Raw genomic sequence first — 15,501 nt, forward strand, 5'->3', positions numbered from 1 at the left:
CTCAGTCCAGGAACGGCTGGATGCCTCGGCTTCGCTTCAGGATGCCTGAAGCGAAGAACCCGCCGCAGTCCTCCTGTCGCACGCAGCCCTCGCAGGCGTCGGCGTAGACGTTCTTCCAGTCGGAGATGCTCTTTCGCGCGAAGGGATGCAGCTCGGTGGGCAGGGTGCAGAGCTGATGATTGTAGATGGACGTGTTGAGCCCCGCGCGGCTCAGCGTCCTGACCGCGGAGGTGAGCTGGGCCTGATAGTCGAGCGGGTCGACCCAGAGCATTCCGAGGTTCGTCCTGGCGAACCCCATCAGCTCCAACCCCATCAGCGCGACATGGTCGACGAACAACAGGTTGCGCGTGATGAAGTCCGCGAGCTGCGGCAGGCGCGAGTACGTCTGCGCATGGACGACGCAGCGCAGCTCCACTCGCACGCGAGAGCGCTTGAGGTTGAGGATGCCTCGGAGGGTTTCATCGAACGCGCCCAGGGCCTGCACGACGTAGTCATGCTCCTCGGGCAGGTCCGAGTAGAGCGGTATCCCCAACATGAGGTCGGGGTGCTGGACCTTCGCCACCGCGCGAGCCAGCTCGGCATCCGCGAAGCCGCGCCCGTTGGTCAGGATGTGAACGGAGGTCTCTGGGAGAAAACCCTTCATCCGCTCCAGCAGCTCGACGAGGCGGCCCTTGAGCAGGCTCGGCTCGCCGCCCGTGATTCCCAGCTCGCGAGTCTGGGGTGAAATGAGCGGGAGCGTCTCCATCAACTCGTCCACGAGCCAGGAGTCATCCTGTTTGCGAGGTGGCTGGGAGCACATCAGGCAGTTGTTGTCGCAGCGCTCCGTCACCAGGAACGAGTTCGACGGAGACGCGCGGCGGTACAGCGTCGCCAGGGCACCGCGCTCGGGATGGATGCGGACCACATCCCCATCGGCGAGATAGCGCAGCCCGGGGGCCAGGACGTAGACGTCGCGCAGCCCCGGACTCACCGCACCGTCATCCAGCAGGAGATACCCCCGGAAGCCCGGAGGAAGGTGCTCCAGCGGACGCCGGACGAGGAGAATCTCCCGACTGCGTGCGGACTCGGGAAGGTCTGGTTGCTCGCGGATGCGACCGATGAACGGCTCGGGTGAGCGCTCCGAGAGGGACTTCAGCCCGGTCGATGCGAGGTCCAGTGCCGGCATGACTCAGCGCCACCCCATGAGGATGTCCCGAGCCCGGGAGTCATCCTCGAGCAGTCCGATGAGGTGCCGCAGCACGCCCATCTGTTTCTTGCAGAAGTCGCTGAAGGCCTTGTGGCCGACGGAGTCTCCCAGCGTCGCCTGGTGGAAGACAGGGTCCGCGCCACAGTAGGGCAGGAAGGCGCAGTCGCTGCACATGGGTGCACCCTCCGGCATCGTGTCGCTCAGGTGGGCCAGGAGCGTCTCGGACGTCATGATGGACTCGTAGGTGTCGCGGGAGAGGTGCCCGAGCCGGAAGGAGAAGTCGCCCATCTCCGCGAGCATCCGCCCCTCGTCGGAGGCGTACACCGCGCCGTCGTAGTTGTAGACGAGCGCCCCGATGCCGATGCCCGAGGGAGACTGGAGGTCGACGTACGTCGAGCCCCTCGGGGAGAAGAGCTTCTGCAACAGGATGGCGGTGAACTCCTCCTGGAGCGGATACCCCTGCTCGTTGATGCGAAGGATGTGCGCGAGCCCTCGCTTGTAGAACTCGACCCAGGCCTCGACGCCGTACTGACGCGAGGCGCGCTGGCGGACTGCGAACCCATACGGGCTGACGTTCCGCAGGAAGATGCCGTGGAAGCCCTGGCGTACGTACTCGTCGATGATGTCCTCGACGCGCTCCAGGCTCGCCTGCGTCGTCGTCATCAGGGCGGAGACGGAGTCCGGCCCGAGCACCTGTCTCGCCCGGCGAATCGCGTCGATGGTCCGTTGATGACTGTCACCGCCCCGGACCGGTCGCTGGGTGTTGTGCAGGGCCTCGGGCCCGTCCAGGGACGTGGAGAGCAGCACGCCATGCTCACGGCAGAAGGCCAGCACCTCGTCCGTGAGGCGCGAGAGGTTGCTCGCGATGACGAACTGGAGGTCTCGGCGGTGCACCTGGTTCAGGGCCCTGGCGCGCTCGACGATGTAGCGGATGCGCTCGAAGTGGAGCAGCGGCTCGCCGCCCTGGAGCTCGACCTTCAGGGCGGGGGACGGACTGCGGAACATGAAGTCGAGCGCCCGGTCGGCATGCTCTCGTGACATGTCGAAGTCGAGGCGTCCCTCCGCTTGTCGAGACACCTGGCAGTACGGACAGGAGTGGTCGCAGCGCAGCGTGACGACGAAGATGTGCAGCCCGGTGAAGGACGCGAGCTGCTCCGCGCGAGTGCGGTACTTGAGAGCGAGCAGCTCGAGCGCCACGCGCGAGTGCTCATCGAACATGAAGTGCCTGGACTTGAGCGCCTTGTAGGTCTCCCGGTCCGGGGGCAGTGCATGGCTGACGAACTCGACCAGCTCCGCGCGAGGCAGCACCACGTATTCGCCCACGTCATTCGTGGCGATGTAGCGCGAGCCGTCCAACGGGCTGAACCGGAAGGGCGCCAGCTGGTATCCCCGAGCGGATTGGTATCTGGAGCGGTCATGGAACATGCGTCGCCCTCAGTCCTGACGAATCAGGTCGGTGCGAGAGAAGGCCTGGGCGAGAATCAACGCGCGAAGAGCACGAGTCTCGCCGCCCACCTGCTCGCGCAGTTCCTGGTCCAGCAGCTCCTGGAAGAACAGCCGCACGGTCTCCAGTGCATCCTGTTCGGTGACGGTGGGTCCGAAGACGAAGCGGATGGGGAGCCTGTCCGCCTCGGGTGAGCCGAGCACCGCGGTGCACCGCTCCGCGAAACGGTACGCGGACTTCTGTATCGCAACGAGTCGATAGACCCGCAGGTCGAGGACGGCCTGAACGGCGCCGTCGAGGAAGGTGAATGGCGGCTGGGACTCAGCTTCTTTTGTCTTCACGTGTCAGCTCCCGGGCCTGCCGCTACCACTCAATCGTGACATCGCCCATCTGCCCCGCGACCAGGTCCACCTCGACGGTGGTGGTGCCGAGGAAACGGTTCTCGATGCGAACCACGTGTTTCCCCGCCGCCAGTCGCATCAGCGACGTCACATCCTGCCCCGCGGGCTTGTCGTCGACGAAGATGCGTCCCCCAGGGAATGCGACGAAGGAGACCATCGCGGGCTTGGGGGGTGGTGGAGGAGGCTCCGGCTCGTCGGCGGGTGCGGAGTATCCGCCGCCGTAACTCCGGCTCCGGCTCCCGGAGTAGTGGCTGCGATGCGAGGAGTGGGAGCGGTGCGAGCGATGCCCCGCGAGGAGAATCTGCCCGCTGGTGGGTGGGGCGACGAGGAGCAGCTCGTCACGCGAGTCCTCTTCGTCGCGTCGTCGCCAGGTGGGCTGGGCGACCTGGAGTTCGATGCCCGGAATGAGCAGGCCCGAGGGCGCCGCGCCGCCGAGCAGTCCCATGAGCGCCGCGCTGACAGAGAGCAAGCGTGGAGGTTTCGGATTCATGGCTTCACCTCTCCGATGCGCAACTCCATCAAGTCGGTACTGCTCCACCGCGCCACGATGGTCACCCCGCCGTCCTTCCAGGTGGTCTGCGTGGGGGCCTTGCCGCTACGAGGCTGCGGTGGCGTGGGCAGCTCGACAGGATGCCCCAGGACACGTGAGAGCAGCTCCTGCGTGGTCGCGGTGTGCTTCACGTTGTTGAGCACGCGCGAGCTCTTGTCCGCGCCCACCAGATACGCACCCGCGCAGCGCCCATCCTTCAGCGCGCAGTAGAGGGCGACGGAGTCAGTGGTCTTCTTCAGGATGCTTGCGTCGCTGGTGATTGTCAGTTGAAGCAGTGAGATGGCCACGGTGCGCTCGGCGCCGATGAGGGGAATCCGCTCCCGTTCCTCCCGAGTCCACGTGGCGGCTTGTCGTGCGCGCTCCCCAAGGTCCGCATCGGACGGCGTCTCACCCAGCTCGGTGGTGAGCGCGTAGATCTTGTCGAGATGCAGGAGCCACTCCAGGGTGGCCACCTTGGGACGCGGCTTGGGCGATATCTGCTCCACGAGTGTCGCGCGCACCCGACCCAGTCGCTGCTCCCTGGCTGGTGTGTGCTCGGCGCGAAGCGCGGCGCCCAGGGTCTTCCACCGACAGGCGTCCGTCGAGCAGGCCTCGTACTCCGTGTCGTGGATGTTCGCGGTCAGCACGCCGACGTCCTTCGAGAAATCCTGTTCGAGCGCGGGCCTGGCGATGGAGAGCACCTCCAGGGCTGAGGCTGGCTCCTTGCTTGCGAGGGAATGGAGGACCTGCCGCTGAGTGAGCTCAAGGAGGTGCTGGTCGACCTTCGCCCGTTGTGGAGAGCCCGCCTTGAGCAGGAGGGCATCCTCGGCGACCTCTTTCACTGATTCCGCGCGGAGCGCATGGGCGAGATGGAGGTCCGTCCACTCTTGCTGGAGGGCAGGGTCCTCGGGGCCGCCCAGCGCGAGCAGTTCCTTGTTCGCGTCGTCGAGACGTCCCTCCGTGAGATGCCGTTGCGCGGCACCCAGGCTCGGCTCCGCGACCAGGGCTGTGACACCCGCGAGCACTGCGGAAACGGCCGCGCTGATTCCCCAGCGGCGAGCACCCGTCTTCTTGCCGAGGGTCCAGTCTCGGACGAAGTGCTCACCCAGAGTCGCGGAGACCCCCAGAAATGCGCTCAGCGCCGCCAGCCAGACGTTCCAGAAGTAGGAGCCTCGAATGAGATAGAGGAACGGAATCCCCACGGCCAGCGGGATGAGGACCCACCGCGCCGCGAAGACCTTTCGGGCCCGCGCCGCGAACTGTCGGTCCGGCGAGACCGGTGGTGCCAGCATCCGCTGACCTTCGAAGTGCACCACCGTGGGAGCGGCATCCGCGATGGCGTAGGAGACCTGCGCGGCGGGCACCTCGAAGACCTGGAAGAGCTGGCTGGTGATGCGCTCCTGGCTCTTGAGCGAGACCCCGGTCTTCCCCCAATGCTCCTGGAGCCAATCCTCGGGGAGATGAGGAGCGACCTTCTGGTGTGACAGCACGCCGTTCGCGCTGATTTCTCCCAGGAGCTTCGCGTCCTTCTCCATCCCCACCTTCGTCCACACCAGGCGGCGCTGCTCCTCGTCTTCGGTCATCACCAGGAAGTCGAAGCGGACCGACTCGTCGAAGTCGAGCCAGCGCTGCTCACGACCGTGCCCGAAGCACGGTGCGCAGGACACGCGCCCCGACGAATGACAGCCGCTACAGTCGACGCTGCCCTTCGCATTGCACGGCCTGCAGTTCATGAGCCGGCGCGAGCCGTTCGATGCATACCCGTAGGCCTTCCGTGTACCGCTACAGTTCGAGCAGCGGACCACCCCACTCCCGCTGCACCTGGAGCAAGAATGCGAGGTCTGTCCTCCACAGGATGAACAAGCGAAGATGGAGAGACTGCTCTCGCGGAGGCTCGCGCGTGTCTCCGCCCACGGGTCGACGCTGTTCGCCTGGCGCCTCAACCCGGTGATGGGCAGGGGGCCTGAGGTAGCGCCTTCCTTCCATACGACGTTCCGCTCGGTGATGGTCGTGTAGAGCCGACAGGCCCTGCGCGACTTCGGCTCCACGGAGCGGATGAAGTCCGTTGGGTTCGGAGGGGCTACGGGCAGACGTCGTGCCCATTCGACGAAGGCCTGCGTGGCGGCGTGCTTGATGGCCGCCGCGTCTTCGGGAGTCATCAGGTCGACGGCCTGCGATTCAAGGGACGGACGACTCATGGGCGACACGGCCTCTCCATGAAGAGCTTCATTGCAATACTCGCTGCGCCGCGCGCCACGCACCCTGGACATCCAGGTATCGAGCAGCGTAGTCACGCGCGAGCAAGTCCTCCGGCACGAAACCGTCATGCTTCTCGAGCGCCATGTTGGCCACGTGAGTCGTGAGGGCTTCGGCCCGAGGTGGCCCCTCCGCCACGAGCCCACGCAGGGCGCCTTCCACGTCCGACTGCATCGCCTCCACGCTCAACACGGCACCGAGCGCCTCCACCGACAGTCCACGCGCCTGAAGTGACAGCGCCAGCGTGTGCACCACCGCGTCACCAGCCCACGGGAAGACATGGACCTCCCGGCCTGAGGTGACGATGGACCGCTCGGCGAGCCCCCATCGCTGGAAGTTCGCCCGAGCCTCCGCCAGCAGCTCTTGCGCACGCGCATCCAGGTACCGAGGAACACCGTCACCGGCATAGACAGCGCGCATCTGCTCCCGCACGCGGTCGTGCACGCCGCCCACACTGGCTGGCTCGAACATGGGGACACGTCCCGCGGGAGCGGGCTCCAGCTCCACGACCTTCTCGTCGGCCTGCACGGCGAGCACGCGCCACCGTCGTCCGCCGAAGATGAGGTACGTGCCGACGAAGAGCGGCTGGTCGATGGGCATCGTGCCCAGCGTGCGTCCCGAGGCCACCAGCCGGAACTCCTCCACCGAGGCGAAGGCCGCATAGAAGCTGTAGTGGTTGACGATCCGCTCTCCCACTCGACCCAGGAGCAGCGTCCCATCCGAGGACTGCGAGAGCAGCTCACGCTGTCCCAGGCCCCGCAGGAAGTGCGCGAAGTCCTCGCGAGACACCCGCGCGAAGGGACCTCCCGTGCACAGCGCGGAGAAGGCCTCGCCCGCCTTGACGCCGCCATGCTGGGCGATGAGCGAGAGCAGTTGCTGGACCAGCGTGGAGAAGTGGAACGCGCCCGAGGCGGGAGGCTCGAACCAGTTCGTCAGCAGCAGCTCCAGCATCGCCACCGACTGGACCAGTCGCACACGGAGCTGGTCCGCCAGGGGGCTCGTCTTCGTCAGCTCGGCTTCCTGGAGATACAGCCGGAGCACGGCGGGCCCGCCCTTGCGTCCGCTGCGTCCCAGACGCTGACGAAGGCTGGCCACCGAGGGAGGCACGCCCACCTGCGCGATGCTCTGCACGGCGCCCACGTCGATGCCCATCTCCAACGTGGTGGTGCACACCAGGTTGACGGGCCGCTGCTTCGCCTTGAGCGCGGCCTCCGCCTCCTCGCGCAGCTCCTTGGAGAGGTTGCCGTGATGGGGGAAGAACTCATTGGGAAGCCGGGCCTGTTCGCACATGCGGCGCAGCAGGTCCGCGTAGAGCTCCACGTTCCTGCGGCTGTTGGCGAACACGAGGTTGTGCGTCCCTCGCAGCGTCTTGAAGAGGTGCGCGCCCACGTCGTGCTCATCCTCGGGCAGCCCGTCATCGGACTCCTCTCCAGAGTCCAACCGCTCCGCATCCGGTGCGCGCTTGCGATAGCCCCTCAGTTGGAGGAGCAGCTCTCCACCACCCGAGTCCGCGTTGCACAGCCGGACCTGCTCTCCGTCTCCGGGCCGGAGGAACTTCGCGGCCAGGGACATGTCGCCCAGCGTGGCGCTGAGGCCCACGCGCGGCACGGTGCGACGCAAGGTCAGCTCGACCCGGTGCAGGAGCGATTGGAGCTGACAGCCCCGCTCGGTGCCGATGAAGGCATGCAACTCGTCGATGACAATGTGCTCCAGCCCGGAGAACAAGCTGACGAGAGCGGAGCCCTGTCGGATGAAGAGGGCCTCGAGCGACTCGGGAGTGATGAGGAGGATGCCCGCCGGGGACTTGAGCAGCCGCGACTTGTGGCCCTGGGATACGTCGCCGTGCCAGCGGTGCACGGGAATCCCCAGCCCCTCGCAGAGTCCATCGAGTCGCTCGAACTGGTCGTTGATGAGGGCCTTGAGCGGGCCGATGTAGATGGCGCGCACGCTGCCGCCGGAGTCCTCCGCGAGCCTGCTGCAGATGGGCAGGAACGCGGCCTCCGTCTTCCCGCTGGCCGTCGACGCCGAGAGGATGACGTCTTGCGTCCCCTCGATGATGGGAGCAATCGCGACCTCCTGGATGCCGCGCAGCTCCTTCCATCCCTGGCTCCACACCCAGCGCCGCACCTTGGGGTGCAGCCGGTGGAAGGAGCCCGACGCGGAGCCGCTCGGGTCAGAGCTTGAAGGATGCGAGCTCATCATCCGCTCCGGCCGTCATGCTTCCTGCCTCCGCCTCGGCCAGGGGGGCGAGGTCCGGGTTGACGTCCGCGGTGAGCTGCACGCCGCCGAGCAACTCCTTCCAATCCGCGGTCGGATTCTGTTCGAGGACGGCCAGGAGGTTGATGAAGGCCGTCACGGTGCTCCGGGGCGTGCGGAAGTACGCCTCGCCGATGCGCTCGGAGCAGTGGGTCATGAAGCCGTGGAGTCCCTCGTCGGGCAGGCGCTGCGCGGACGTGTCGCCCGCGGAGTAGACGTGCCGCAGTTTGGTGAGCAGGACGTACAGGTCCTCGGGGGTGAGGTTGGCCAGCCGGAGCACCGGTGAGCTGTAGTCGACGAGGTTGCCCACGGCGAAGGTGTTCTGGGCCAGTCGCGACTGGAGGGCCTCGTAGCTGTAGAGGCCCTTTCGCGTGTCCATGAGGAACTCGGGCGTTCCTCCCAGGATGAAGCCCAGGCCCTCGGCGGTGCCCTGGAGACAGTCATTGAGGATGCGCAGAATCTGTTCGTAGTTGGAGGCGCGGGCCTTGGTGTTGGACATCTTGTAGAGATTGACCAGCTCATCCAGACACACCATCAACCCGTCGTAGCCGGACAGCCGGACGAACCGACCCAGGAGCTTCAGCTGGTCGTAGACATCCGCGTCGTCGATGATGGTGCGGACGCCCAGCGCCTTGCGTGCATCGGTGCGCGTGGAGAACTCGCCGCGCAGCCACTTCACGGCGTCGGCCTTGAGCACCTCGTTCCCGCTGTCATGACCGCGCCAGTAGGCGGCGATGACCTCCGCGAAGTCGTAGCCACCCACCAGCTCCGAGAGCGCGGCGAGCTTCTCCCGGATGACGGCCTCGGGGTTGAGGTTCCGGCTCTTCGCGTCCGTGAGGGCGCTGGAGACGAAGCGCTCCACGACGCTGGCGAGCGCGCCGCCCTCGGGCTTGGCCCGGGTGGCCATGTTGCGCAGCAGCTCCGCGTACAGGCTGCGAGCCTTCCCATCCGTCGCATGCAGCCGCCGGTCGGGATTCAGGTCCGCATGCAGTGTGACGAGGCGCTTCTCCAGGGCGATGGAGCGGATGAGGTTGAGGAAGAACGTCTTGCCGGAGCCGTACTCGCCGATGACGAAGCGGATGGCGCTTCCACCCTCGGCGATGCGCTCCACGTCGCGGACCAGGGCCCGGACCTCTTCGACGCGACCCACCTGGATGTGCTGCTGTCCCACGCGAGGCACGACACCCGCGCGCAGCGACTGGACGATGGCGTCCCGGTCCTTCGGCCTGATGCGTCCCTGAGGCGTCGCGTCCGTCATGACATCATCTCCCGTGCTGCCTGCTCATTGAGCTGAAGGGTTTCGTCGCCTTCGAGGACGGGCTCGCCGCACACCTCGAAGGCCGCATCGTTGATGACATCCAGCGCGCCGTCCGTGAGCAGGCCAAGCCCACCGGCGAGCTTCTCCACCTCCGAGCGAGGCCACTCCGTCTTCGCGACGAGGGCGCGCAGCAGGGAGGTGTGAAGGGAGTCCAGGCCCGCGACGCCGGCCTCCACGGGAGTGGGTGGAGTGGCGGGAGGAGGCGCTTCCTCCTCGGCGAAGATGCTGCCCAGGAGGCTGGAGACCGCGGCGGTCTCGGCGAGCTTCGCCTGCACGCTGCGCATGTCGAGCGCCAACCGCTCAGCCTTCTCGGGAGGAGGCGCGGGGATGGTGAAGCCCTGCTCGGGTGCTCCGGCGAGCCGCATGGAGACGGGCTCCGTCGCGGCGGTGGGCCGTGTCGCCGAGGCGGCGTGGACGCGGGAGTAGACGCTGGCCTCGTCGAGTCCGAGCATGGCGTAGAGCTTCGACAGCGTCTTGAGCTCCTGGGGCGACACGTTGCCGTCCGCCATGGCGACCTCGATGAGGAGGTTGCCCAGAGATGTTCGCGCCTCGGGAGCCAGCGCCTCGACGCGCTTCTTGTGGCCCGCGCTGGAGGCCGGCCTCGCGAGGAGCCAGGCGATATGTGCCTTGAGGCGGGTCTTCTCCGAGGCGAGCAGTCCCTGCGCTGCTTCCACCATGGCCTCCATGCGAGTGGTCTCGTCCGTGGAGACGGTTCCATCCGCGGTCGCCACGGCTGCTGCGAGGTGGAGCATCGCGAGCGCGGACAGGTAGTCGCCGGAGGGCGCGGTCGGTGACTCCGGGGGCAGCGTGAAGACGTGGGCGGACTCCTCGGGAGCGAGCACGGCGCCGCCCATGCGAGGGTCGGGCTCCATGCCGTAGCCCAGCTTCTCCAGGGCCTGGGCCAGTCCCACGGCTTCGGATTTGGAGAGCTTCCCGGAGGTCGCGGTGGGCCAGTGCTCCAGGAGGGTGGCGGCGGTCACGGGAGCGGAGACGGTGCTCCCGAGCGACTTCTGCAACAGCGCGCGGAGCGCCTGCACGTCCGAGCCTCCCTGCATCGTCGACGTCAGTTCATCGGGAAGCAGGGCCAGGGCGCTCATGCTGTTGCGCGCGTCGGGATTCTTCCCCACCCAGCGACTGTAGGACTCGAGCGATTCGCAGCAGTCCTCGATGAGCGCGCGCACGGGCTTGAGGGACGTCTCGGAGGCTTCGGAGACGGAGGTCGAGGCCAGGCGCACCATTCCGCCGAAGGATGCGCTCGCGGGCTCATAGCGGGCCTCCACCTTCGACTTCCTGGAGCGAGGGACGATGCCCGCGCCGTGGTCACGCTGGTAGCGCGCGCGGAAGAGGGCCTGGAACTCCTCGGGACAGCGTGTGGCGGGAGTTCGCAGGCGCGAGTCACTCGCCTCCACGGCCCAGGCCAGTGCCCAGTCCGCGGGGAGCGGCAGTCCCTTGGCCGCCGCGGTGCCCACGGCCATGCGCACGTCGAACGAGGCGGCGCCTGCATGGCGCAGCGTGAACTGGGGCGCCTCCTTCAGCAGGCCGTCTTCGCCAGCGCGGCGCACGCGAAGGACGTCGAGGAAGGCCGACGCGTAGGTGTGGAAGGAGCTGTTCTCTTCGTGGACCTTGAGGAGTGCCTGGACCTCTTCTTCGATGAGGCGGGCCTCGGCGAGTGCCTCGGAGTCCGTGCCCAGGTCGTGGAGCACGCGGCGTTCCAGCCCGTAGAAGAACAAAAAGACATGGCCGATATAGGCGGTGGGATTGCGGCGGCCACTCGCGAGCCATTCCAGATAACCCGCGCGGGAAGCGGGAGAGATGTCCGAGTACGAGGGCCAGTACCGCATGCCCTGCCCGTCACGGTTGGGCCGAGAGGCTACTTCAAGACTCGGATTGATGAGCGCGGGCTCGGTGCCAGGCGCATTCACGGCGCGCAGTCGAGAGCCCACGTACACCATGCCGTCCTTCAGCGTGTACCCGCCGACCTCGATGGACTGGCCAGGAGGAATCCAACCGGTCTTGAGCGGAGTGGGTGGCCAAAACGTGGGACTGGGGGCCGTCTGCGTCGCGACGGCTGGCACCGTCGTCACGGGAGGAGCGGAAACCGCCGCTGCCTCGGGCATGGGAGGCACGCTCCTTGTGGGAGGAGCGGGCTCAAAGGACTTCGTGGGCACGGGCGAAGCGGGCTCGACGCGCGGAGCGGGCTCAACAGGCTTCGCTGCCGGAGTGGAGGCCGTCATCGTGAAATTCGCGGGCGCGGAAGTCGCAGGTGGCGGTGGCGCGGCACGTGGTGCCACCGGCCTCGGCTCATCTGGGATGCGGACCATGAGCCCCGGGGAGACCCTGGGCGAGCTCACGGTTTCGAAACGCAGCGCGATGGTGGAGGCAGTTGGAGTGGAGCGAGCAACGGGTGCGAGAGCCGGCGCGACGATGGCGCCTGACAGTTGCGCGGCCTTCCAGCGCTTGTTGAGCTTGCTGAGCCAGACAATGCCGCCCCAAGCCCCCAGACCCATGACGACCATGAAGCACAGCGTTCCCCCGGCCCCGTCTGACTGAGTGGCGGCCACCAGGGTCGGCAGCGCCCGCATCCATCCTGGCATTGTGTCGCTCCCCGCCTGGCGCCGAAGGACGGCTACCTCACACGTCTGACTGTACCAGCCCGGGGCAGGGTAACGGGATGCGGGCGCGTGCGTGAGGGGAAAGGCTCAAAGGCACATCACCCCGGAGAGGTATTCCCATCGGGGCGTTCATGACCCATCGTGGGTCCGACAAGGGTGCGTCCGAAGTCGTCCGCCCTTGATTGACAGACTTCGTTTGATGGGCCCATCTCACGCACTCTGGAGGTATGTGATGCCGCTTCCGCTCATTCCCGCCGCGCTCCTTCTCGCGGGTCTCTTTGGCTATGGCGCCAAGAAAAGCTATGACGGAATCGACCGCATGAAGGACGCCAAGGACATTGGCGAGGAGGCGCAGGCACGACATGAAGCTGCGGTGCAACGGTTGGAGGGAGCACGCGGCGCGCTACAACGTCAGCTGGATGCCCTGGCCTCTCAGCGAGATGGCGTTGTCGCGACGACCTTCCGTCGTCTCTTCGACTTCCTGGAGCAGTTGAATCAGAAGGCCCGCCTCGATGCATTGGAGCACCTGGGCCGAGTGGGGGTGAGTCGGGAATCCGTCCGCGAGTTCGCCGTGCAGTATCTCGAAGCAGGCGGCACGTTGTCTGGCTCGGTCGCGGCGGCTGTCACAGGCGCGGGAGCAAGCGCCCTGACCACGGGGCTGGTCACCAGCTTCGCCACGGCTGGAACGGGGGCCGCGTTGTCGGGGCTGACGGGCGCCGCGGCGAACAGCGCCCTGCTGGCCTGGCTTGGCGGCGGCTCCCTTGCCGCGGGCGGTTGGGGCGTGGCTGGAGGCACCGCGGTTCTCGGAGGCATCGCGGTGGCCCCCGCGATGGCCGTCGTGGGTTTCGTCATGGCCCATCAGGGCGAGAAGGCCAGAACGAAGGCCCTGGCCTATGCGGAGGAGGTCGATGAACAGGTCGCGCGCATCGATGCGGCCATCGCCCTGCTGACGCGGGCGGGAGTGCGCGTGGATGAGCTGAGCGGTGTTCTCGGCGCGCTCGACCAGCGAGCGGGTCGGGCCATCGACGCCCTCTGGGAGCTGGTGGAGTGTTTCGACGCCGAGAACGATGGGCATCTGGCTCGGTTCGCCACCGCCATGCATCTGGCGAAGGCGGAGAGCGAGCTGATGCGGGTGCCGCTCTTCACCGAAGGCGGAGGCCTCAACGCCCAGTTGGAGGGGTTGCTGGAGCAGTCTCTCGGCCTGCTGCAACGGGAGACCGCATGAGCGTGAAGATGGACTTGTCCCTGAAGGGCGTCCTGGCCGGCATCAAGGTGGTGGCCGAGTGCGTGCGCGACATCGAGAAGGAGCGCACGGAGCAGACTCGGCTGCGTGAAGAGTCCCGGGTGAATGTCGAGCACATCCACGCCATGCGTGACGTGCTCCTGGACTACCTGGACCGCGGCTTCGACGAGCGTCGGGAGAACTTTCGACAACTCTTCGAGCGCCTGGACGGAGCCATCGCCAGCGACAATGTGCGGATGGCGGCGGTGGTCCTGGACTCCGTCGTGAAGCTGGCCGAGGCCTCGCCCTTCAAGGCGCTACGGGATGTGGCGGCGACCCGTGCCGTGCTCGGGAAGCCGGGGACGGAGTGGAAGTTCTAGGAGGCTCCGCTTCGCCACCTACGCGGCGACAGCGGTCGTCAAGCCCTTGCGCTCCATGAAGGCGCGCAGCTCCGGCCACCGAGCCGACAGTGCCTCGAAGTCATCCGGGCGACTGAGCCGTGCCGCTGTCAGCGAAGCCTCGATGTCCGCCGCATGCATGGTCGGGTCCACTGCGTCCAGCGTGAAGGCCCTGACGAGCTTGAGCCGGCGGGCATCGCGTCCCACCAGCGCATCCGCCTCGGCGATGCGGGACACGAGCGCCGCCTGCGCGGCGGAGTACTGCCCCTCGCGGCAGAGCAGGATGATATCCGGCAGCACCGCGTAGGTGGGAGGCAGGCCACGAGCGCGCCTGCGCCCTTCCTCCAGCCACTCACGCGCCGGGGCCAGCTCTCCTTGGAGGAGGTAGGCCATGGCAATCAGGTTGGGCACCCACTGGTGCATCGCCGGCACGGCCCCACGCAGCTTGCCGGAACGTTCCACCGAGCCAAACAACTCGAGCGCTCGCGAGGCCTGTCCCAATGACAACAGGCACTGCCCGACCATGGCGACGGACAGCGCACGCTGGGCACCCTGGGTGCTGCGGCGTGCCGCCTCTTCAAAGCGATGTGCGGCTTCTTGTTCGTCGCCCGCGCTGAAGTAGGAGACCCCTTGATTGTAGGCCCCGCTCCACCTTCGGATGCGCCAGAAGAAGAAGCCGAACAGCATGAGGAATACCGCCACCATGAACGCGGTGACCACCGGCGGCGTCAGGTATTCACGCAGCGAACTGGAGCGTGACGCGGCGTTGTAGGAAACGACGAAGATGACAACGAGCAACAGCCACAGGCCGCCCTTTTGCGCCGAGAAGAAGGGAAACGGCCGCAGATGGCGCTCTTTGGGAAGGGGAAGCGGATTCACGGGGGCTCACAAGGAGAAGGTCGCGGCGTCCTCGTAGCCTGACCGCTGCCTCGAATGCCATCAGCTCGCGGTGTCGGTGACTCGCGGCCCATGCCGATGAGGCCTGTCTTGGATTTCCCAGGGGGAGGGGGTTCGGCCCGGGGTGATTGAGAGGCTTCGTTGCCCGCTCAGGAATCCGGGCCCCGCCGGACGAGTGGCGCGGCGCCAGGCTGCCTGCCCATCGTGCTTCGGGGCTGGGGCTAGGGCTCCCCGGGTTCTCGGCTGCCTGGAGCGTTCGCATGTTGACGAGGAGTGAGAGGGCGGGGCGTGTCGAGCCCAGGCCCACGGGCACTGACGCGCATGCGGAAGCATGGGGGGACGATGGACCGCACACGCCAAGGACGGCGGTTGGTACTGGCGCTCGCGGCGGGCGTGCTGGGGAGCGGCTGCGAGCGGCAAGAGGACAAGGTGACGACGCAGAATCCGTCGGCGGACGACCGTGAGGTGCGCTCGTCCTTGTTGCGAGACCTCGTCGCCTCGCGAGAGCGCGCACCGGACCCCGAGGCGCTGAAGGGTCCAGACGACCCGGGCGGCACGGGACAGGGTGGCTCGGGACGACCCGAGCCCACGGGGACCCTGTCGGGACGCGTGGAGTGGGTGGGCGACAACGAGCTGCTCATCCGCGACACGGGCGGACAGGAGCGGGATGTCGAGGTGACGCCGGACACGCTGCTGCGGTTGAACGGGAATCCGGTGGTGGGCCTTGCCTCGATGCGCGAGGGAGACCCCGTCGAAGTGACGTACGACGACGGCCCCGGAGGTTGGGTGGCGCGACAGGTCGACGTCGTGGTTCCGCAAGCCCCGAAGCTTCCGACGGAGCGCGAGCTCCATGAGCGTGAGCGCGAGAAACCCTCGGCGCGTCAGTGAGCCTCTCTCCATTCATGAGTCCCCGCACCGTGTGCGGCGACGCGCGTGAACCGCGCGAGCCGCTCGTGGTCATCAGCCCGCCGTGCGGGAGGGA

General features: G+C 67.3%; 12 protein-coding genes. 3 read left to right on the forward strand and 9 right to left on the reverse strand.

Annotation, left to right across the window (positions count from 1 at the left end):
* Position 1: 1 nt before the first annotated feature.
* The 8 genes from hxsC to HUW62_RS12880 all read right to left on the reverse strand — a co-directional run bounded on the left by hxsC (position 2) and on the right by HUW62_RS12880 (position 11,507).
* Positions 2-1,165, reverse strand: a complete 1,164-nt coding sequence (hxsC, locus tag HUW62_RS12845) for a His-Xaa-Ser system radical SAM maturase HxsC (protein ID WP_176434601.1) — start codon at positions 1,163-1,165, stop codon at positions 2-4.
* Between the two features lie 3 nt (positions 1,166-1,168).
* Positions 1,169-2,611, reverse strand: a complete 1,443-nt coding sequence (gene hxsB, locus HUW62_RS12850) for a His-Xaa-Ser system radical SAM maturase HxsB (protein WP_176434602.1) — start codon at positions 2,609-2,611, stop codon at positions 1,169-1,171.
* A gap of 9 nt (positions 2,612-2,620) precedes the next feature.
* Positions 2,621-2,971 carry a His-Xaa-Ser system protein HxsD gene (gene hxsD, locus HUW62_RS12855; RefSeq protein ID WP_176434603.1) on the reverse strand — a complete coding sequence of 117 codons (351 nt, stop codon included), beginning with the start codon at positions 2,969-2,971 and terminating at the stop codon, positions 2,621-2,623.
* 22 nt (positions 2,972-2,993) lie between these two features.
* Positions 2,994-3,521 (reverse strand): hypothetical protein, encoded by a 528-nt coding sequence (locus HUW62_RS48080; protein ID WP_217911289.1) that lies wholly within the window; start codon positions 3,519-3,521, stop codon positions 2,994-2,996.
* Positions 3,518-5,227, reverse strand: coding sequence for a hypothetical protein (locus tag HUW62_RS12865; protein WP_176434604.1), 1,710 nt, complete (start codon positions 5,225-5,227; stop codon positions 3,518-3,520). The genes HUW62_RS48080 and HUW62_RS12865 overlap by 4 nt, the downstream gene beginning before the upstream one ends.
* Before the next feature lie 559 nt (positions 5,228-5,786).
* A complete protein-coding gene (locus tag HUW62_RS12870; RefSeq protein ID WP_176434605.1) occupies positions 5,787-8,015 on the reverse strand; it encodes a DEAD/DEAH box helicase in 2,229 nt (742 codons plus the stop codon).
* Positions 7,990-9,330, reverse strand: a complete 1,341-nt coding sequence (locus HUW62_RS12875) for an ATP-binding protein (protein ID WP_176434606.1) — start codon at positions 9,328-9,330, stop codon at positions 7,990-7,992. Before HUW62_RS12875 ends, HUW62_RS12870 begins: the two co-directional genes overlap by 26 nt.
* On the reverse strand, positions 9,327-11,507 hold the full coding sequence (locus tag HUW62_RS12880) for a TerB N-terminal domain-containing protein (protein WP_176434607.1): 2,181 nt from the start codon (positions 11,505-11,507) through the stop codon (positions 9,327-9,329). The genes HUW62_RS12875 and HUW62_RS12880 overlap by 4 nt, the downstream gene beginning before the upstream one ends.
* A 727-nt stretch (positions 11,508-12,234) precedes the next feature.
* On the opposite strand from HUW62_RS12880, the gene HUW62_RS12885 reads away from it, so the two are divergent.
* Both HUW62_RS12885 and HUW62_RS48085 read left to right on the forward strand, forming a co-directional pair.
* Positions 12,235-13,227 carry a hypothetical protein gene (locus HUW62_RS12885; protein WP_176434608.1) on the forward strand — a complete coding sequence of 331 codons (993 nt, stop codon included), beginning with the start codon at positions 12,235-12,237 and terminating at the stop codon, positions 13,225-13,227.
* On the forward strand, positions 13,224-13,604 hold the full coding sequence (locus HUW62_RS48085) for a hypothetical protein (protein ID WP_217911290.1): 381 nt from the start codon (positions 13,224-13,226) through the stop codon (positions 13,602-13,604). The genes HUW62_RS12885 and HUW62_RS48085 overlap by 4 nt, the downstream gene beginning before the upstream one ends.
* 18 nt (positions 13,605-13,622) lie before the next feature.
* Here HUW62_RS48085 and HUW62_RS12895 read toward each other — a convergent pair whose 3' ends face one another.
* Positions 13,623-14,501 (reverse strand): tetratricopeptide repeat protein, encoded by an 879-nt coding sequence (locus tag HUW62_RS12895; protein ID WP_176434609.1) that lies wholly within the window; start codon positions 14,499-14,501, stop codon positions 13,623-13,625.
* Positions 14,502-14,861: 360 nt separating this feature from the next.
* On the opposite strand from HUW62_RS12895, the gene HUW62_RS12900 reads away from it, so the two are divergent.
* Positions 14,862-15,407: a hypothetical protein gene (locus HUW62_RS12900; RefSeq protein WP_163866017.1), complete on the forward strand. Its 546-nt coding sequence runs from the start codon at positions 14,862-14,864 to the stop codon at positions 15,405-15,407.
* Positions 15,408-15,501: the final 94 nt, after the last annotated feature.

The sequence above is a fragment of the Myxococcus sp. AM011 genome (assembly GCF_013372595.1).
GTDB classification, from domain to species: Bacteria; Myxococcota; Myxococcia; order Myxococcales; family Myxococcaceae; genus Myxococcus; species Myxococcus eversor.